This window comes from Chloroflexota bacterium, from assembly GCA_016887485.1.
Taxonomy (GTDB): Bacteria; Chloroflexota; Anaerolineae; order Anaerolineales; family Anaerolineaceae; genus Brevifilum.
The window spans coordinates 31,030-50,512 of the sequence record CP069394.1 but is presented as its reverse complement, the minus strand read 5'-3'; the positions used below and the strand labels follow the sequence as shown (position 1 = coordinate 50,512).

Annotated in this window: 20 protein-coding genes; 9 read left to right on the top strand and 11 right to left on the bottom strand. The window is 51.5% G+C overall.

Annotation, left to right across the window (positions count from 1 at the left end):
• The first annotated feature begins 148 nt into the window (after positions 1–148).
• Together JR338_00250 and JR338_00245 are read left to right on the top strand one after the other, a co-directional pair.
• The gene (locus JR338_00250; GenBank protein QRN83226.1) at positions 149–1,423 is read left to right on the top strand and encodes a hypothetical protein; all 1,275 of its coding nucleotides are present in this window, start codon (positions 149–151) and stop codon (positions 1,421–1,423) included.
• A gap of 39 nt (positions 1,424–1,462) precedes the next feature.
• The gene (locus JR338_00245) at positions 1,463–1,804 is read left to right on the top strand and encodes a hypothetical protein (GenBank protein QRN83225.1); all 342 of its coding nucleotides are present in this window, start codon (positions 1,463–1,465) and stop codon (positions 1,802–1,804) included.
• A 37-nt stretch (positions 1,805–1,841) separates the two neighbouring features.
• On the opposite strand, the gene pgl is transcribed toward JR338_00245, so the two are convergent.
• The 7 genes from pgl to JR338_00210 form a co-directional block, all read right to left on the bottom strand.
• A complete protein-coding gene (gene pgl, locus JR338_00240) occupies positions 1,842–2,579 on the bottom strand; it encodes a 6-phosphogluconolactonase (protein QRN83224.1) in 738 nt (245 codons plus the stop codon).
• A gap of 58 nt (positions 2,580–2,637) precedes the next feature.
• The gene (locus JR338_00235) at positions 2,638–3,600 is read right to left on the bottom strand and encodes a J domain-containing protein (protein ID QRN83223.1); all 963 of its coding nucleotides are present in this window, start codon (positions 3,598–3,600) and stop codon (positions 2,638–2,640) included.
• 169 nt (positions 3,601–3,769) lie between these two features.
• Entirely contained in the window at positions 3,770–4,480 is a 711-nt protein-coding gene (locus JR338_00230; GenBank protein QRN83222.1) for a 1-acyl-sn-glycerol-3-phosphate acyltransferase, read from the bottom strand.
• Between the two features lie 110 nt (positions 4,481–4,590).
• The gene (locus JR338_00225; GenBank protein QRN83221.1) at positions 4,591–5,280 is read right to left on the bottom strand and encodes a 1-acyl-sn-glycerol-3-phosphate acyltransferase; all 690 of its coding nucleotides are present in this window, start codon (positions 5,278–5,280) and stop codon (positions 4,591–4,593) included.
• Positions 5,281–5,285: 5 nt separating this feature from the next.
• Positions 5,286–6,008, bottom strand: a complete 723-nt coding sequence (locus tag JR338_00220; protein QRN83220.1) for an HAD-IA family hydrolase — start codon at positions 6,006–6,008, stop codon at positions 5,286–5,288.
• A complete protein-coding gene (locus JR338_00215; protein QRN83219.1) occupies positions 6,005–7,456 on the bottom strand; it encodes a hypothetical protein in 1,452 nt (483 codons plus the stop codon). The genes JR338_00220 and JR338_00215 overlap by 4 nt, the downstream gene beginning before the upstream one ends.
• Before the next feature lie 121 nt (positions 7,457–7,577).
• On the bottom strand, positions 7,578–8,246 hold the full coding sequence (locus JR338_00210; protein ID QRN83218.1) for a response regulator transcription factor: 669 nt from the start codon (positions 8,244–8,246) through the stop codon (positions 7,578–7,580).
• A gap of 355 nt (positions 8,247–8,601) precedes the next feature.
• On the opposite strand from JR338_00210, the gene JR338_00205 reads away from it, so the two are divergent.
• From JR338_00205 to JR338_00190, 4 genes are all read left to right on the top strand, one after another.
• The gene (locus JR338_00205) at positions 8,602–9,165 is read left to right on the top strand and encodes a bifunctional nuclease family protein (GenBank protein QRN84311.1); all 564 of its coding nucleotides are present in this window, start codon (positions 8,602–8,604) and stop codon (positions 9,163–9,165) included.
• Between the two features lie 120 nt (positions 9,166–9,285).
• Positions 9,286–10,656 carry a replicative DNA helicase gene (gene dnaB, locus JR338_00200; GenBank protein ID QRN83217.1) on the top strand — a complete coding sequence of 457 codons (1,371 nt, stop codon included), beginning with the start codon at positions 9,286–9,288 and terminating at the stop codon, positions 10,654–10,656.
• Between the two features lie 14 nt (positions 10,657–10,670).
• The gene (locus JR338_00195) at positions 10,671–11,363 is read left to right on the top strand and encodes a DnaD domain protein (GenBank protein ID QRN83216.1); all 693 of its coding nucleotides are present in this window, start codon (positions 10,671–10,673) and stop codon (positions 11,361–11,363) included.
• Complete coding sequence (locus JR338_00190) at positions 11,293–12,672, top strand: ATP-binding protein (GenBank protein ID QRN83215.1); 1,380 nt, start codon at positions 11,293–11,295, stop codon at positions 12,670–12,672. Before JR338_00195 ends, JR338_00190 begins: the two co-directional genes overlap by 71 nt.
• A gap of 190 nt (positions 12,673–12,862) precedes the next feature.
• Here JR338_00190 and JR338_00185 read toward each other — a convergent pair whose 3' ends face one another.
• From JR338_00185 to JR338_00170, 4 genes are all read right to left on the bottom strand, one after another.
• Entirely contained in the window at positions 12,863–13,222 is a 360-nt protein-coding gene (locus tag JR338_00185; protein ID QRN83214.1) for a hypothetical protein, read from the bottom strand.
• Between the two features lie 30 nt (positions 13,223–13,252).
• Positions 13,253–14,458, bottom strand: coding sequence for an MFS transporter (locus JR338_00180; GenBank protein ID QRN83213.1), 1,206 nt, complete (start codon positions 14,456–14,458; stop codon positions 13,253–13,255).
• 58 nt (positions 14,459–14,516) lie between these two features.
• Positions 14,517–15,365 (bottom strand): DMT family transporter, encoded by an 849-nt coding sequence (locus JR338_00175; protein ID QRN83212.1) that lies wholly within the window; start codon positions 15,363–15,365, stop codon positions 14,517–14,519.
• 86 nt (positions 15,366–15,451) lie between these two features.
• Positions 15,452–16,345, bottom strand: a complete 894-nt coding sequence (locus JR338_00170) for a DMT family transporter (protein QRN83211.1) — start codon at positions 16,343–16,345, stop codon at positions 15,452–15,454.
• A 173-nt stretch (positions 16,346–16,518) separates the two neighbouring features.
• Between JR338_00170 and JR338_00165 the strand changes: the two genes are divergently transcribed.
• Genes JR338_00165 through JR338_00155 form a run of 3 tightly spaced genes read left to right on the top strand, consistent with a single transcriptional unit; the run spans position 16,519 to position 19,467 of the window.
• The gene (locus tag JR338_00165) at positions 16,519–16,794 is read left to right on the top strand and encodes a metal-sensitive transcriptional regulator (protein QRN83210.1); all 276 of its coding nucleotides are present in this window, start codon (positions 16,519–16,521) and stop codon (positions 16,792–16,794) included.
• 38 nt (positions 16,795–16,832) lie between these two features.
• Positions 16,833–17,039 carry a heavy-metal-associated domain-containing protein gene (locus JR338_00160; GenBank protein QRN83209.1) on the top strand — a complete coding sequence of 69 codons (207 nt, stop codon included), beginning with the start codon at positions 16,833–16,835 and terminating at the stop codon, positions 17,037–17,039.
• 7 nt (positions 17,040–17,046) lie between these two features.
• Positions 17,047–19,467: a heavy metal translocating P-type ATPase gene (locus JR338_00155; GenBank protein QRN83208.1), complete on the top strand. Its 2,421-nt coding sequence runs from the start codon at positions 17,047–17,049 to the stop codon at positions 19,465–19,467.
• The last annotated feature ends 16 nt before the right edge of the window (positions 19,468–19,483 follow it).

The following is a 19,483-nucleotide window of genomic DNA, read 5'->3' as shown; positions in this document are numbered from 1 at the left end:
GACCACTTACTGCCTTTTAAATACATGCCAGAATCATAACCCCCCAAATAACGGTCGTCAAGTCAGTCATCAAATTGGAAGAAGATGAGAATTTCCTCCCTCTGAGATATAATTTAACCCTGACAATCACCGTATGGGAGCTTGGGTAATGGCATTAAAGAAAAAGATTTGGGGTTTCTGGTTAATCGCATTGATTCTGGGCTTTCTCTGGGCCTACGGGCTTTCCACCCGGATAGGCCTGTTATTTGTGGCCCCCTTATGGCTCAAAGTAATCATTTTGATCGGGCTGGGAGCCAACTTCACCTTTCTGGCAGCCCTATTACTCAAGGCGTTTATTAATTGGTCTGCCAGCAAGAATACCAAGATCATCCTAGCCGCTTTGGCGGTCCTGCTCACAGCAGCTACCTTCCTGGTTGCCCCCTATCATGCTGTCCCCTTCCGAACGACACACACGCTCACCCTCACGCCCCTGGAGTCCGAGGTCAAACTGGTGGAAGTACTCTCGCCTGATGACAACCTCATTGACCGCGGCCTATTTGAGAACAGCGGAGATGTTGTCGCGTTTGATGTCAATGGCTTCCGCCTGTCAGCCGGTGGCACCCTATCTTTCCGACAGGGGCTGACGGGTGGCCTGACCCTGATCTTCACAAAGGATTCCGGCCCCGCTCAAATCACATGGGACAAAGAAAATATCATCATTGACCCAGCTCAGGTCCTTTCAAACACCTACGAAAAGGTCCTTGGTTGGGAAGTTGGAATTGGCGGTGAGACCCAACGGGTCTCCGTCAGAACACCGGGTTATACCTGGGGCCAGCCTGACCGTCTGTGGATGATCCTGGGCGGTCTCCTTCCCATTGCGGATTTTATCTGCCTGAGCTCGCTTATCCTTCTGGCAGCCTGGGGGCTGGTCGGTTGGGCAACTAAGTCCCTCCAAATCAAACCTGCTCGCAACTGGGCCGCCGCCTGGCTGGAAGCCCTGATCGGCTTTGGGGTTGGCGTCCTGTTGATCAAAATTGACTATAACGACTTTATGCCGGGCTGGTTCCTGTTCTTCTTCCTGCCCACGATGCTTTTCCTACTCCACCGTCAACTGGATCATTTCGCTCAATTCACGCCTGCTTTTTCCAGTGCACCAAAATTCAGCGCTCTCATCACCAAAGTTCGATCTGCGCTTCTCAAAGTCAACCAAAACAAGTGGCTCTTCTGGGTGCTGATCCTCACTGTTGCGACACTCACGACCCTGGCGCAACTATCGCTGACCAAAGACGGCATGGGTATTTCCGGTGATTCCGTCCACTACATGAACTCTGCCATCAACCTTGCTGAAGGGAATGGCTATGTCCGCACGGTTTCCGAAGGCGACCCGGTGCTGATGACCGGTTTCCCACCCGTCTATCCCGTCTCATTGCTGCCAGGGGTTTGAACGGAGATTGGGGTCGAAGCAGAGGACACACGTGACTTTGTGGAAAAACCTGACGCTTATTTCCTGCAATACACCAATATTAAAAATGACTGCGGTGAAGATGTTCAGGATTATCTAAAAACCCTGCCAGATGCAGATTTCATCACCAATAACTGTGAGTTCTTCTACTTCATGACCGGGATTCCCTGCAATTACCTCAGTAACGATGAGGGGGACTATCTACCGGGCGGCTCTGTCTCTCAGATATTGCAGGATGGGACTATCCTGGCCTATGTCCCCGGATTTGGCACTCAGATGGAAAGCCTCTCCTATCTGGTGTCCAATCTGGAACCCATTCAAAACGTATGCAGCCTGGAATTATATGTCTGGCCTGATGAATAAGATCAAATAGACAATTTAAACGAAAAAGACCTGCCGTTCAAAGCAGGTCTTCTTTTATCTCACTTGCAGCCGCTTGATCCACCAGCCAGAGCATCTCGCCCTCCTTGGGGTCAATCATCTGGGTTGGCATCTCATACGGCGCTTGGGGACCTGTTAACACGGCTTTCAGGCGGTCAGCCTTGGCTTCCCCTGACACCAGCACCAGGATAAACCTGGCTGCGTTGACCGCCGGGGCCGTAAGGGTCAGCCGCCATGAATCCATGCTGGGGGCATAATTGGCGATGAACCAGCGGAATTCCTCGTTCAATCCTGCTGACATTGGGAACAAGGATGCCGTGTGACCATCGTTTCCCATCCCCAGAAAGATAAAATCAAAAACCGGCCAGTCCCCACTAAAAAACTGACGCAGTTCTTCTTCATACTGGAATGCGGCCATCCGCACATCCATCTCAGTCCGCACCCGGTGGATATTCTCCGCCGGGATCTCGATCTTGTCCAACAAAGCCTCGCGGACCATCCTGAAATTGGACTGGTTGTCCTCAGGTGGAACATGCCGCTCGTCACCCCAGAACAGGTGCACTTTTTCCCAGTCCACCCGCTCACGGTTCTCAGGTTTCGCCAATTCGGCATAGACCGGCTTGGGTGTACCGCCACCGGAGAGGGCTACCGAAAACACGCCTTTTTGCCGGATCTGCTCTTGGGCAGCCTTGATAAATATCTCAGCAGCCTCCCGGACCAGTGCTTCCTTGTCAGGGACAATTTCCAATCGTCGCATGAATCACTCCAAAATAAAACGCCCTTGATAAATAATCTATCAGGGGCGTTTTTACTCTCTATTTCTTCTTCAATGACTCCTGAGCAGCCTTAAATTTCTTCTTCTGCTCTTCGGTCAGGTCTTTGGGAACGCTAACTTCCACCTTGGCATAGAGATCGCCGTGCTTCTTGGTGCTGCCAAGAACAGGCATACCCAAGCCCTTCAACCGGAAGGTCTTCCCGGAATCAGTTCCGGCAGGGATGGTCAGTTTCACGGTCTTATCAATCGTGGAGACTTCCACCTCACCGCCCAACAGCGCTGTGAAGAATTCCACAGGCTGATCAATGCGAAGGTCATCGCCATCCCGTTTGAATTTCGGATCAGGCAAGACGGTCACCTTCAAATACAGGTCACCAGACCCGCGAGCGCCTGCCCCACCCTGACCGCTCAAACGGATCTTGGAACCGGTCTTCACACCGGCGGGAATTTTGGCCTCAATCCGCCGACCGTTTTCATAGGACAGCGTGCGGGTGGTCCCATGAAAGGCCTCCGAGAGGCTGATCTCCACCGGATGCTGGATATCCTGTCCCTTGGTCATATTCTGCCTTGTCGCACGGGCACCAGGGCGACGGGTTGTTCGCGCCCCGCCCATTCCGCCAAATAATGTTTCAAAGAAATCTGAGAAACCGCCCAAACCACCTCCGAACATCTGCTCCAGGTCTTCCTGGCTGACCGTACGATATTGAGCGCCAGGCTGGCCGCGGGTTGCCCAGCGTGACCAGTCAAAGTCTTCGGGCCGTCCGCCCGTCTGTTGGTACTGCTTCCATTGCGATCCAAATTGATCATATTTCTGGCGTTTATCCTGGTCCGAAAGGACCTGATAGGCCTCATTGATCTCCTTAAATTTCTCTTCCGCATTGGGATCGTCAGGGTTCACATCCGGATGGTATTTCCGGGCTAATTTCCGATATGCTTTCTTAATTTCATCTTGACCGGCGGTTTTGGTTACGCCCAGTGTGTTGTAATAATCCTTATATTCCATATATAAATCCTCTTGCTTCGCAATATCACCTAATTCTAAGCCTGAAATATCAAAATAGTATTAGAGAGCCTTTATATGGATTATAAAATAAAAAAGATCGCCTATCTTTTGGAAAGAAGGCGATCCATATCCTCATATTAAAGAATACTCTGTTTCAGGCTGTTCTCACTCAGGCCGCATCTGTGTCAAATTCACCCCGATAGGCTGGCGGGAGGAGGGCAGCGATCTGCTGCATGATCTGTTTACCGGCTTCACGAATTTCATCACGGGTGGGGCGGCCAGTGTTGGCGGATTTCAACGGGCCAAAGACCTTTCCGATCCGGGTGCGGACCCGTAACGGTCTCTTCTTTTCCTTAAGCGTCTTGAATAGCTTCCAATTGTTATCCGAGATCGTTCCCATGGGAATGATCGGTGCGCCTGTTCGCATGGCGAGGAAAGCCGCTCCGGGGAGCGCCGGGTTCAAAGGGCCGGAATGGACATGGCCTTCAGGGTAGATGACCAAGATGCCCTTCTGGGCCAATATTGCCTCAGAGGCATTCAAGGTTTCAAAATTAGGGGTGCCCTGCTCGATCTTCAAGGTTTGCCAGGCATTCGGGAAAACCTTCATCAACATCGGCGCATTGGGCATCTGAAAATCACCAATGAATTCCAAAGGCCAGCGTGTGCTGTAGATCGGGGCAATTGTATCGAGAAAATGGAAATGATTCCCTACAATTAACAACGGCCCTTCTTTGGGCAGATTTTCCTTGCCGATAATCTCCCAATTGGTCAAAAGGGTGGCTGCCACATCAATACCACCAGATAGCAAGCCGCGGATAAATCGGCGCCGTGGCCAGGGGTATTTTTGGACATAGGGTTGGATTGCGGTCTCATCTTTCATCAGTGCGCTCCAGTTGCTTGGCTCCAAAGGTAATCGCCTGCCCCATTTGCATCTACTCGCTCAGGCGTGACAAATATTATAACCAAAAACACAAGAAAGGTTACGAAACCTCAATCCGCCGAGTATTCGCCCCGCATCTCTTCCGGGAGCTGAGCAGCAATTGCGGACATGATCTGCACTCCTGCTTCAGTGATCTCAGCACGGGAAGGCCGACGGGGGTTATCCGATTTCAGCGGCCCAAACACTGGCCCAAACTGACAATACGCCCGTATCCTCCGGCCGGTTTGTTTGATCATACCAAAGATATCCCAGTGGTTATCACTGTAGATTCCCACGGGCAAGATAGGGGCTCCGGTGCGCAGCGCCAGAAAGGCGGCACCAGGCAAAGCGGGTTTCAATGGCGGTTGGTGAACGCGCCCTTCCGGGAAGATGCCTAAAACACCCTTCTGTCGCAGGACAGCCTCTGATGCCCGCAATGCCTCTAAATTAGGCGTACCCTGCTCCACATCATAGGTGCCGTAGAAATCCGGTAAGAATTTTAGGTATGGGGGGACATTGGGCATCTGAAAATCAGCCAGAAATTCCAGCGGCCAGGGGGCAGCCAGGATCAGAATTGGGGCATCAATAAAATGGAAGTGATTGGTGACCACGATCAAAGGGCCATCCGTGGGAATATTCTTTTTACCCACGATCGTAAAACGGGATAAGATATGTGCCAGAGGTGAAATCCCAGCCTTCAATACACCCCGTCTAAATTGATATCGAGGGTAGGGATACTTGTTTTCCATATCAGCCAACATCAACCCTATTCTAGATGTTCTGCGACGAGAAAGCTATCCAACTCTGCCGAACTATCGAGGATGACATTTGCACCAACCCGCTCCAACTCTTGCCGCTGCCCAAATCCGCAAAGTACAGCCACAGTCTGCGCACCGGCCAGCTTACCGGCTTTGATATCCACGATAGTGTCACCGATCATCAAGCATTGATCAGGGTCCAGCCCCAGCGCTTCGGCGGCATAGATCACTGGTTCAGGGAAAGGTTTGGTATGTTCGCAGGTATGGGCCGTGACTACGACATCAAAGTAGGGTGTCAACCCAAATAGATCCAAAAAAGCCAGGGTTGTCTTTTCGTCCCTGGCGCTGACCACCGCCATCGGGAATTTCCCGTGCAGTCTTGCTAGCATCTCTTTGACGCCGGGGATAATTAAAAACCGGTCCTGGATAGCGCTACGGGACCGGCTTTTTTGGAACAACCAATTTACAAATGTGAAGATGGGTTTGTCTATGCCAACGCGATCAGCCAAACTATAAAGAAAGTTGGCGGGCGTCTCGACTGACATCACAACCCAACGGGCGAACCTTTTCGGATCACGATCAGCAAACAGACCTGAAAACGGGGTCAACCGTTTTGTAAAGCGCTGCACCCAATGATCGTCGGTGTCACTCAGCGTGCCATCAACATCAAATAGCAACCCGCGCACACGCGAGCGGTCTAATTCGCCAAAACCCTCAGGTCTTCCGTTCATTCCAGTTCAAACATCAACGATTCGATAATTTGTGTGTCTGGTGCAATCACCCAGACGGTACGAGCACCGTTTTGGAAGAAATCAATCACGCCATCCACACCCGTCCAGGCATAATGGCCAAGGATGAAGGAGTCGGTTGAATTCCAGCGGGCGTCTGCATAACTTCGAAAAGCGGTCGCAAATTCTTCCGCATCAGCATTTGAATCCCAGACATAATCCAGGATAAAAACAACCTGATTGGTATCCTCATTCAGATAGATAGCATAGGCATCTCCGCCCCAACCTTCGGCAGCCTCGCCGGCGGTTTCATCAGAAAGCTGCCAGTCGAGGTCATAAGCCTTATTGAGGATCAGGTAGGTATACCATTCGCCCATCACGTTCTGGTCATAAAGAGCCCAGCCCTCACCAAGGATATCCGTCATATCGGGCAAGTCCACCGGGATCGGGGTGTCAGCCGGGTAGCGCTCCGGGTGCATGATCTGCTCTGTGGACACAGGTAAATTGTCATAGACCTCAGCCAAACTGGCATACCCGCCCTCTTCCATAAAGGTCTCAACAAAAACCTGACCAGCTTCATAGGGGAAATACAGATCGGCTTCCATGTAGGGTGGCGCTGAATCCATCACAGGGGATTCAAAGCTATCATACATATCCATAATGTCGTTATAGTCCGCCCGCGTGCCGTTTTCACTGAACCAGAGCAGTTCCGAAACGGTGGCATCACCTTCGACCACAGCCTGGATGGCAGCACATTTCTCCGAATCCGCCTGGCAGGCTTCTTCACTCATATCCAGTATGTCATCAAAGCCATAAACCTGATCCTGCAAGACATGGGTATATTCATGGGCATAGGTCAGCTTCTCATAACCACCAAAACCTGTATCCTGCACCACAAACATGGTCTTGATCTCATCATCGTAATAACCCGCGATCTGTTCGCTATAAAGATCGGTGTACCATTGCTTCAAGTTAAAATCCGGAGGGAGAAGTCCGAGAGTTCCCAGGGCAAGAGCATCTTGCTGGGCTTCCTCGTCGGTATAATCTGCAAAGAACTCAGTCCTGACGGTTTCAGCGAGTTCTGCTTCCGTGATAAGTTCACGGTTAAAATCCTCGGTCGCCGTCAGGCCTCGCAAATCCTGTACCTGCTCTTCAATGGCAGTGGCCGTATCGAGCATTTCTTCCGGGAAGTTGCTCACTGTCGGTTCGTCTGTTGCGGCAGGTTCTTCTGTGACCGCACCGGTGGCGGTAACTTCGGTTTCCACCTGGGCATCCGTCGGCGCCACAACCACTTCAGTGATGACATCCGTGGTGTTAGTGTTAGATTGACCAAAAGGCCAGATCAGTGAAACACCGAGACCAGTGACAGCGATTAGGACAATACAAACACAGGCGACAATCAATAAAACGCCACAACTCAACAGGATATATTTCTTTTTCTTGGAGTCCATTAATTTTCCTTTTTTAATGCATACTGCAATTCATTTTACTCTTCGAAGGTCAATTGTAAAGCAGAAAATAAAAAACCCCGGATGGGGTTCAGATTATTTCGCCTTTTTACCCCAAATCAGCTCAAACATCCAGAATATATCCAACACCTCTCACGGTCCGAATCAGTTCCGGATGGCGAGGGTCATCCTCGATCGCCTGGCGCAGCCAGCTGATATGCACATCCAATGTACGGGTATCACCGGTGTAATTTGTCTCCCACACCGATTTGAACAATGGATCCCGTTCCACCACTTTACCCTTATTCTTCATCAACATTTTCAAGATCTTCACCAACCGAGGCGTCAGTTTGGTCAGCTGACCGTTACAGGTCACTAACTGGGTTTGCACATTAAGCTCGATGGGCCCAGCCTCAAGGATGAATTTATCATCCGTGGGTTCGTAGGCTTTGATCCGGTTGATCAATTTCTGGACGGTGAAGGGCAGCCGCAGAACCAAATTCGCATCCACATCCTCTGGCACTTCCACATTTTCTTCAACGACCAAAACGATCGGTATTTCACTATCGGCTTTGCGAAAGGATTGGCAGATCCTCACCCCACTCGTCCTGAGGGAGGCGGCATCAATAACTAAAACATGGGGGGTAAGGTTTTCAAGAATTTTCAGACCAGCGCTGCCACTACGAGCAAAGTTGACATCATATCCCTTTTCCTTAAGTTCTTTTGAGAAACAGGAATGATCTCCTCTTGTGCCTTCGATGAGTAGTATGGCTAGTTTTTTTGATTGCTTCAAAATGAATTCCTTATGTACTGGTCTATCATTGAGATTAACTAAAAAAAGACAATTAAGTTTCTGGCCTAAGAAAATATCATATTACTGAAGGGTAACCCAGTACAAATTAATGGGCAACAACCTTTAGAAAAAGTGGCTTTTCCCAATTTCTTTTATAAAGGCTGCTCTTATAATGATAATGCATCGGAGGATTAGACCAGGTTTTTGTCTAGAGCATCAACCTCAATGACTCCGATTATACACGAAAAACCTTAAAGACTCAGATGGAATTTTTTATCTTAATAAGTTGCACCAACCTACCCGGCGTGTTAGAATCAAAAAAGCCCATCAACACCAGGAGAACAATATGCCCCGGATGATCGAGGTCGAAATCGACAGCGTCCGCGTCAGCCTGACCAATCAACAGCGGATTGTTATTCTAAAAGAAAAAGAGGTAGAACGCTACCTGCCAATTTGGATTGGTCTATATGAGGCCGAAGCGATCACAATTGCCTTGCAGAATATCCAGGTTGCCCGGCCCCAAACCCATGACCTGCTTAAAACCCTGATCCAGACTCTGAATGCCAAGCTGATTCAGGTTGAAATCACATCTCTTTCCGATGATGTTTTCTATGGCAATCTCATTTTCGAGAACGAAGGCGTCCGAAGCCAGGTTGATTGCCGGCCCTCAGATGCCCTGGCACTGGCCGCACGCACAAAAGTGCCGATCTACATCTCAGAATCCGTAATGGAACAAGCCGGAATCATGCCCGAAGAGGATATCGTCGACATGGAAGATGAAGATCAAAAAGGCCCGCTTTACTTCAGTTCAAATGATGAAGATTTGGATATATTTGAGGACTTCCTGCAAAGCATGGACCTAAACGAAAACGACCAGGACGAAGAAGACAATTTTCCCCAAACGGGGGACGAAGACTGACTTTTCAGACCCTGAACGCGTTATAATTAACCGGGAGGTTTCAGTTGAAACCTGATCCCGGTTTTTTATACAATAGGGATTAACCTATCAAAATTTCCAAACCCAGATAACGAGTCCAGCATGAGTGATGACTTCAAACTTAATGACGAAACCCTTTCAGAAGCCCTGACCCTGCCCAGCAACCGCGAGGCGGAAGAAGCCCTGATCGGCGCCGTTCTGATCAATCCGGAAGTCTATCTGGATGTCGCCCAATTCCTGAGCGTGGATGATTTCTTCATCGTCCGCAACCAGTGGGTCTGGGATTGCTTCCACCACCTCAGTGAAACCCGTCAGCCAATTGACCTCGTAACCCTCACGGAGACGCTCTCCAACCGGGGCCAGCTTGACGAGATCGGCGGTCAGGTCTATCTGATCTCTCTGATCAACCGGGCGCCCAACGCGTTCCACGCTGAATCCTATGGGCGGATCATTGAGCAGAACGCCATCCGCCGCCGGATGCTGGAAGCCGCCAATGAAATTGCGCAATTAGCCTACCGCCAGGATCAATCCATCGACACCGTCGTGGATGAGGCGGAAAAATCCCTTTTCAATGTCAGCGAGAGACGCATCAAGCGGGACTTGGTCCCGATCAAAGAAGTCGTTCGGGATTATTACGAGCGGATTGACGAGCTTTCCCGGCGTCCCGATGACATCTATGGCGTCCCAACCGGCCTGATCGATCTCGACAACCTTTTAGGCGGTCTGCAAAAATCCGACCTGTTGATCATCGCTGGCCGCCCTGGTATGGGTAAGACCGGTTTCATGCTTGGCACTATGCGGAACGCTGCCCTGGTGCACAAAAAACACGTCGCGATGTTCTCAATGGAGATGTCCAACGAGCAGCTCCTCCAGCGTATGATCGCGATGGATACCAAGATTGATACCCAGCGACTGCGCTCCGGCAAGCTAAACCCCAACGAATGGGATGTCTTTTTCCAGGCGCTGGAAGCCTACGACCATGCGATGATCTTCCTCGATGACACGCCAGCCATTACCCCGCTGGCTTTGCGGACCAAGTGCCGCAGGCTGCATCTCGAGTACGGCCTCGATCTGGTCATCGTGGATTACCTCCAGTTGATGACCGGCGACAGCCATACGGACAACCGGGTGCAGGAAGTCTCCAACATCTCCCGTAACCTGAAAGTCCTCGCCCGTGAATTGAACGTGCCTGTTCTGGCTGCGGCGCAGCTTTCCCGTGCAGTCGAACACCGCGAGGGTAAACGGCCCCAGCTCTCCGACCTGCGTGAATCGGGTTCTCTGGAGCAGGACGCAGATATCGTGATGTTCATCCATCGTGACCCGCTCAGCGAGAACCAGGAAGAACGTAACAAGGCTGAAATGGTGGTCGCCAAGCACAGGAACGGCCCCACCCACCCCGGAATCGGTATGGTCTTCATCAATGAATTGGCAAAGTTTGAAAATGCCGCCCGCAGCAGTCAGATGGATCGGTAAGAAAGAGGCGCTGCGTGTCCCCTGAAACCACCCCACCCTTTCCCGGATTTCAAGCCAGCGAATCCCCGGCCGTCCGACTGCCGGAAGCTTTTTTTACCACCCTGCTCCCCCTGTTATCGGATCCCGCTCAAATCCAGTTGATGCTCTATCTGTTCTGGCATCTGGAACAGGACCCCACCCGGGTCCACTACGTGCGGATGATGGACCTGACCGGGGACCCCACCCTTGTCACTATGCTCGGGGGTGAAGCACAGATCGGCAAGGCAATTCATGAATTGGTCGCTTTGGGTGCTGTTTTGCAGGCAGAGCTGCCCTGGATGAATGAGACTTATTATTTCATCAACGCTCCCCAGGGACAGGCTGCCGTTCAGGCAATCGAAGCCGGCACCTGGCAGGAGACCGGTCAACCCCGTCAGGCCGTCCAAATGGCGCCTGAGAAACCGAATATATATAAACTATACGAAAGCAACATCGGCCCACTGACTCCCATGGTGGCGGAAATTCTCAAGACGGATGAAGAAGAATATCCGCCTGAATGGATTGAAGAAGCCGTCCGCGAGGCCGTCTCAAGGAATATTCGCAACTGGAAGTATGTCCAGACCATTTTGAAGAACTGGCAAAATAAAGGACGTGGCAATGAGCAAAATCGACGAGACCGTTCACAGAATCCGGAAGACTACCGGGAAAGCTGGCTCGGACATGACTGAGAATGGACAGGATGGTCCGATCCGCCAGGTGCAAATGCCCGGCGATCCTAATTGCCCCATTTGTCAAGGTATCGGCTGGCTGCGACGCGACCTGCCCATTGACCATCCGGATTTTGGTAAGATCGTCCCCTGCAGTTGCCGGGCGGAAGAAGTCACCCAGTCCGCTCGCTCCCGGCTCTACCGGATGAGCAGCCTGGATGCGCTCAAAGACCTGCGTTTTGAGAATTTTGAGAAACGCGGTCGGGTTGGCCTGGGTATGCTTCAAGCAGACTCCCTCGAAAATGCCTTCAATCAGTCGAAGACTTTCGCCGAAAATCGTGAAGGCTGGTTATTGCTCATGGGACGCTTTGGCTGCGGGAAGACCCACCTGGCAGCCGCCATTGCCAATGCCGCGATTGAAGCCAGTGTTCCCACCCTGTTCCTCACCGTGCCGGATCTGCTGGATTGGTTGCGGTTTGCTTATGGCGGCTCCGAGATGAGCTTTGAAGATCGCTTTGAGGAGATTCGTGAGATCCCTCTGTTGATCCTCGATGACTTTGGCACCCAAAACGCCACAGCCTGGGCTCAGGAGAAGATATTCCAGATCATCAACCACCGCTACGTGAACCAACTGCCAACCGTGATCACCAGCAATATCATGATTGATGATTTTGAAGGCCGAATCCGTTCACGGGTGCAGGACCCCAACCTCGTCACAGTGGTTAAGATCCTCGCACCTGACTATCGCAATCCCACCGACGACACCGGTCACCCGGAACTGTCCTCATTGGCCCTCCATAGCCGCCAGACCTTTGGCAATTTCAGTCTGCGACGAAACGAGAAGATAGCCACTGAGAATCTCAAGGATTTAAAGAACGCCTTTGAAGCCGCCCGTGACTTTGCTGAACACCCCCGCGGTTGGTTGCTCCTCACCGGACCTTTTGGCTGTGGCAAGACCCACCTGGCTGCCTCGATTGGCAACTATCAGGCAGCGACGGGCTATCCGCCGCTGATGGTCAGTGTGCCGGACCTGCTGGATCACCTCCGGGCAACTTTCAGCCCGAACAGCACCGTGTCACTCGACCGGCGCTTTGAAGAGGTTCGCAAGTCCCCCTTGCTCATCCTGGATGACCTCGGGACGCAATCCGCCACGCCCTGGGCCAGGGAAAAGCTCTACCAACTCTTTAATTATCGCTATAATGCAGAATTGCCGACTGTCATCACGACATCCAGCAAATCTGAAGAATTGGATCCCCGCTTGAACAGCCGCCTGCAGGACAGTCGGCTCTGCCAGGTCCTGATCATCCCTGTCCCGGCCTACCGGGGCTAAGGCAGAAAACCTTTCTTCGCCTTAAACAAATCCACCCGGCAATCTACCGGGTGGATTTGTTTCAATAGAAAAGGAGAAGAAGATGAGGTTCCATCTCTCATCTCATGCTGTTATTCTATTCCCCAACTATTGGAAATTTGTCAGAAATCCGTCAATAATTCGTCAACAGAAGTATCATTGAAGAAATCGCTTATTTCGGTTTAGCAAAACCGGCAAAGGCCCTTGCCACCATCGCGATCACCAGGCAGAGCACCATCCCGCGCAGAATGGCCTGTATGCTGAATCCCATCAGCACAACCCAGACTACCAGGATCACCAGGCCAGCCAGGCCGCCAGCGATCCAGCCGGCTTGGTGGGCTTTTTCTTTCGCTAACAGCCCCGCCAGAAAACCACCCGCCATGGGTGCCAGAAGGGCTGGTGCCAAACCGATCAATCCGACCTCACCCGCTGTAAAACCAGGGGACAGCGAGTTCATCAAAAAGATAATTGACAGAGCAAAAACCAGAATAACCAATCCCCCAGCCAAGCCGCCAAGAATCATTTTCCGCATCCTGCCTTCTCCTTTCTGGGGCGTCCCTGCTTAATCAACACCGTTTTGTACCAGTGAAGTTCTAGCCATTCGCTTATGCACGATCACACCTGCCACACTAGCCATCGCGACCACCAAAGCACTGATGTAATAAGCTGATTTAATGCTGGTGGCCTGAATGATTGGTGTCAAGAGAATCGATGTTAAAAAATTACCAAGGAACATCATCGTAACAAACAAACCATTTGCCCGACCCCGCACCATTGGCTGGACTTCGTGCGCCAACCAGGTGGTCAGGTTTGATGGGATCACGCCCATCCCAAAGCCCACCAGGACCTCACCCACCACGATCAAACTCCAGTCCTTCGCCAGGCCAATGGCCAGGAAGCCGAAACTGTAGGCCAGGAAGGACACTGTATTGATCTTTAGGTAGTCAAATTTCCTGTTAATCCGGCCATAAATCAGACCGCCCAAAAATGAAAACAAACCGGAGAAAGCCCCGATCAAGCCAACCTGGATGCTGTCGGCCCCAACTAATTTTTGCAGATAACTGGCAATGAACACAGGAACCGACATAAATGCCAGTTGGTTGAGCATAATTGCAATGACGATGTAAAGCGACAACGGTTTAAGTTTTAGCTTGGTCGTCATCACCTCTGACACATCCGCCCTAATTATTTCTGGCTCATGGATGAAAAAAATGGTCAGGGGGGCAAAGATCAGGGCGGGGAGATACGAGAAAAAAGCATAATGCCAATTCAGACTCGCCAGGAGCCCCCCAAAGGGCATGAATATAACACCAGCAAAGCCTGTAAAGGCTGTAACCTGGCCCAGGAATTTTGCCCGGGCGTCCCCACTGAAATAATCCGCCACCAGTGAATTGGTCGCGGTCATAGAGCCAGCAATCCCCAAACCCACCAGTGCGCGGGTCACCATGATTGCGGGCAGAGAATGCATCAGGACGGCCGAACTGCCTCCGAGTCCCCCCAATAACAAGGAACCAATCAAAACAGGTTTTCGCCCAAAGCGATCGACCAGAAAGCCCATCAAAGGCCCACCTAATACTACAAACAACGCCGGCAGGGTTAATACCATAGACGTCCAGAATGTAATTCCGGGGACGTGCTGGAACTCAGCAGTTATGGCAGGCAGGCCCGGCGATAAACTTGAACCGGCCATCAACGTCAGGTTCGCCCCTAATAACAATACAAATCGGCCAATAGGGTGAACCTTGGCGTGTTTTTCTGAGTAGGTCATAAATGTGGTCTCCGATGATAAGGATTAAAACGAATAAAAAGAAGTATAAAGGACAAATTCAATCTTGGTGCCCATCTTGTTGTGAAAGGTACCAGGTTATAGTCAGAACCACAATCCCAGCGCCGATCCATTGTAAAAGGGATTCAGGTTTCTCCCCCAAAATCAGCCAACCTGCAAAAATTGCTGCGACTAACCGAACAGCCAGCATACTGCTGACAAGTGGCGCACCCAATTTCCTGATCACGGTGATATTTCCAATCTTCACCCCAATTTCCATCACAAGCGCATAGAAAAGAATCACCAAGATGGATTTCCAGTCCACATGTAAAAAAGCAGACCAGTTTTCACCAAGGATCAGACTCAGAACCAGTACCACCACACCGATAGCACCAACCTGGGAAATATAAACAGCTTCAAACGGCAGCCCTATCCCCTGCCCATATTTCACAATGACCATATAGGCAGCAATCCCAAAGGTCGCCAGCAACGCCATGCCAAGACCAATCCAGTCACTTCGGGTGAGTAATCCCACGATGGGCTGATTTTGCAGCCCACCAAAAATCAATAAGAAGCCGCCAACCACAGAGAAGGTGATGGCAAGTAGAGTGAACCTGGGTAATTTGGTTTTATTAACAAACCGATCAAAAATAACAACAAAAAACGGCGCAAGAAGATTTACCATCTGAGCCAGATAGGTTTGGGTAAACCGTCCAGAAAGGGTCCAGAAGACGGTTCGGGTTACAACAATGAATACCATCAGCCACAGCGTTTTAGATCGCCAGAATTCTTTCTTAACTCTGGGGATTGTGAACCCGGCCATAATTGCGAAAGCGATCAAATCACCAATCGCAACTGTTCCAAGCGCCGGTAATCCCACAACAGTCTGGGCATAACGCAAAGGAGCCATTGCCCCCCCAATGACAACATGAACCAAAACTGCCAGAATAATCCAGCTATTTAATTTACGCTTTTTACCAGCGCTTTCCATAACCTTTATTCACCTCTAATCCCAGAATGAGCATCTGGGCTGCGCTGCAGGAGGACGATCGCTATGATTACAATGGCACCACCCAGCCATTGACAGGGCGTCAGCTCTTCATTCAGGAAGATCGTAGAGGCCAGCACTGCCACAACCGGCTGCAGGGTGGAAACAACCGAACTGCGAGCCGACCCAAGCATTTGGATGCCGACATTCATGGCATAGATAGGAATGAGAGTACCAACAACTCCTAAGGTCAGCAAATACACCCAGCCCATCAGGGATTGAGGCATTGCAAAACCATAAAGCGCAATCAAACCCAGCCCGATCATCATCGCCCCGGTCATCACCCAGGTGGAACCGAGTTGACGGTCACCCATCCCTGCAAAGACCTTTTCGCTCAGGAGCGTATAGGCGATGATCGCCAGGCCATTGAGAACCGTAAGCAGAATCCCAAGCAGGTCCAGTTCCACAGGCTGTCCAAATTGTGCAACAGTCAGGATCAAGCCGATCACCGTCATCGGCAATCCCAGCCACCAGAGGCGCGGAACGGGCTTGCGTCGCAAAAGGTGATAGATCACAACCAGCGAGGGATAGAAGAACAGGATGATGACGTAAATTGAAGATGGCAGCCGGCGCAGAGCCAACAGTGCAAACAAACTCGCCATGGAATAAATTCCACCCAATGCAATCAGCCACCCCATTTTGTCCGGGATAACATTCTTATCCTTCTTTTGAACCATCGTGAGGAGCCACATCAGAGGTGCGGCAATGAGGAAGCGCCAAACCGCTATCTGCCCGGGCGTCATCCCGGATTCGGCAGGCAATATTTTCATCAAGATCGTCGTCACCCCCAGCCCAATCGCCGAGATGGACATGAGCAGCAGGCCTAGCTGTTTCTTTTGCAAATCATCCTCCAATAAACCAGCGTTTATTATACTGGTTCCCCCCTGGAAGCACATCGGCAATCAAAATCGTATTTATTACATTTCTAATTGACTTATTGTGACTAATATAGTATTATTTATCTAAATTAACTTACCCACCCCCCCTGGGGGAGGGGTATTAGGAGAAAAACCAGATGGTACATGACCATAAAGACGAAATTCAAAGGCTAAAGACCATCGAAGGACACATTCGCGGGATCCAGAGGATGCTGGAAGAAGATAAATATTGTATTGACATCATCCGCCAGATCCAGGCTGTCCAAGGTGCTCTCAACAAGGTCAGCTCTCAAATCCTTGACGGACATCTGAATTCATGTGTCCTGAGTGCCATCCAGGATAATGACCCAGCAGAAAGGCAGCGCGTGCTCAATGAGGTCACTGAAGTTTTTGATGCTGCCAACCGTAGTTAATTCTTTCAACAAAACACTTATTGGTTAGGAGAAACCCCATGAAGACAATTGCTTTAAACGTTCCCGCCATGCACTGCAACCACTGCACCCATACCATATCTATGGAACTTTCCGATCTGGAAGGCGTTTCCAAAGTCAACGCTGATCTGAACACGAAGCTCGTGACGGTTGAGTATGACGAACCCGCCACAGAACAAGCCCTGCGTGACACCTTGGCGGAGATCAATTACCCCGTAGTAGACTGACAACCCTATGGCAAACGAAAAACATGCCACGCTCCCCATCCTGGGGATGACGTGCGCCAACTGCGTAGCAACGGTGGAGCGCAACCTGAAGAAGGTGGATGGCGTTGATACCGCCAATGTGAACCTTTCATCAGAACGCGCTGCCGTAAGCTACGATCCAACGAAAGCCACCTTGACGGACATGATAACCCGGGTCCAGCGGGCCGGCTACGATGTGGCAATGGGCCAGGCCTCCCTCTCCATCCGCAATTTATCGGATGCGGCGGATGTCAAACGGCTCGAAAAAGTCCTCAACGCCCTGGATGGTGTGATTGAAGCCTCTGCTTACCAAGCCACTGAAAAAGCCTCTGTAAAATACGTCCCTACAATCATCAGCCAGAATGAGCTTCGCCGGGCCATCCGCTCAGCGGGGTTCGAAGTGGCTGAAGATGGCGCAAATATGGAAGACGCTGAAGCCACTGCCCGTCAGAAGGAAATCCAACAACAGCGCCGTCTGCTGATCGCCGGTGTGATTTTCACCCTCCCGCTGTTCATCCTTTCAATGGGCCGCGATATGGGCCTGCTGCCCGCATCGATCGCCAACCTGCCCTGGCTGAACTATGTGCTGTGGGCCCTGGCAACGCCCGTACAATTTTATGTCGGCTGGCAATACTACCAGAACGGTTTCAAGTCCATCCTCAGCGGGTCGGCCAATATGGACGTATTGGTAGCGCTTGGTTCCTCCGCAGCTTATTTCTATTCCATCCCGATCACCCTGGGATTGATCCCCGGACATGCCTATTTTGAGACCTCTGCGATGATCATCACCCTGGTACGGCTTGGGAAATACTTTGAAGCCCGGGCCAAAGGCGGCGCCAGCGATGCAATCCGCAAGCTAATGAACCTGCGACCCCGCAAAGCCTACATCATCCGAGATGGCGTTGAAATTGAAGTGCCGATTGATCAGGTGGATGTTGGCGATCTGGTCCTGGTCCATCCTGGTGAGAAAATCCCGGTAGATGGCGTTGTGGTGGATGGCCGCTCCAGTGTGGATGAATCCATGCTGACCGGCGAATCCCTGCCTGTGGGCAAAAACCCAGGTAACGAAGTCATCGGCGGCACAATCAACAAACTGGGCCTGCTAAAATTTGAAGCCACCCGGATTGGGAAGGAAACAGCCCTGGCGCAGATCATCAAACTGGTAGAAGAAGCCCAGGCCAGCAAAGCCCCCATCCAAAATCTTGTCGATAAGATCTCGGCGATCTTCGTCCCCACCGTGATCGGTATCGCTGCCGTCACCTTCGTGGTCTGGTACTTCCTGGTACCCTTACCCGCTGACGCCAATGTCAGCCTGTTCACCCGCGCCCTGATCAACATGGTCGCCGTGCTGGTCATCGCCTGCCCCTGCGCAATGGGGCTGGCAACACCCACCGCTGTCATGGTTGGTACAGGCAAGGGTGCGCAACTGGGCATCCTGATCAAAAAGAGTGAAAGCCTGGAACAAGCCGGAGCCATCACCACCGTCGTACTGGATAAAACCGGCACAATCACCAAAGGTCAGCCGGCCGTCACCGCTATCCATCTCCATGATTTCCCGGATGGCGAGGATGAACTAATCCGTTTGTCCGCCTCCGCCGAGACCGGGAGCGAACATCCCCTGAGCGAAGCCCTGACCGCAGAAGCCAATTCCCGTGACCTGCGACTGGGCGAACCTCTGGGCTTTTCGGCTATCGCCGGGCAAGGCGTCCGGGCGGAAGTGGACGGCAAACAGGTGTTGGTCGGTAACCAGCGCTTGATGGCAGCAGAGAACATTGATATCAGCCCACTTAAACCAGCCATTCACGAGCTTGAAGAAGCGGCTAACACCGTCATTCTGATCGCCGTGGATAACCAACTGGCTGCGGCCATTGGTGTGGCCGATACGGTCAAGGATGGCTCCCTCGAAGCCATCGCCGAACTGCACAAGATGGGCCTGAAAGTGGCCATGGTCACCGGCGACAATCAAAAAACAGCCGAAGCCATCGGCCGTCAGGTCGGTGTGGACCAGGTCCTGGCTGAAGTGCTGCCGGGTGAAAAGGCCACTCAGGTCAAAGGGTTGCAAGAAAAAGGTGAGATCGTCGCCATGGTCGGTGACGGGATCAATGACGCCCCCGCCCTGGCGCAAGCCGATATCGGGATTGCCATCGGCACCGGTACGGATGTCGCCATGGCCTCTGCCCCGGTCGTGTTGATCAGCGGTGACCTGCGTGGCGTTCCCAAAGCCATTGCCCTCTCCCGCAAGACCCTCAAAACCATTAAACAAAACCTGTTCTGGGCATTCATCTATAACGTGATCTTGATCCCCGCAGCGGCCATGGGCTTGCTAAACCCAATGCTGGCTGCCGGTGCAATGTCCTTTAGCAGTGTTTTTGTTGTAACCAACAGCCTCCGGCTTCGCCGGTTTAAATAATTATTCGTAGATAAAA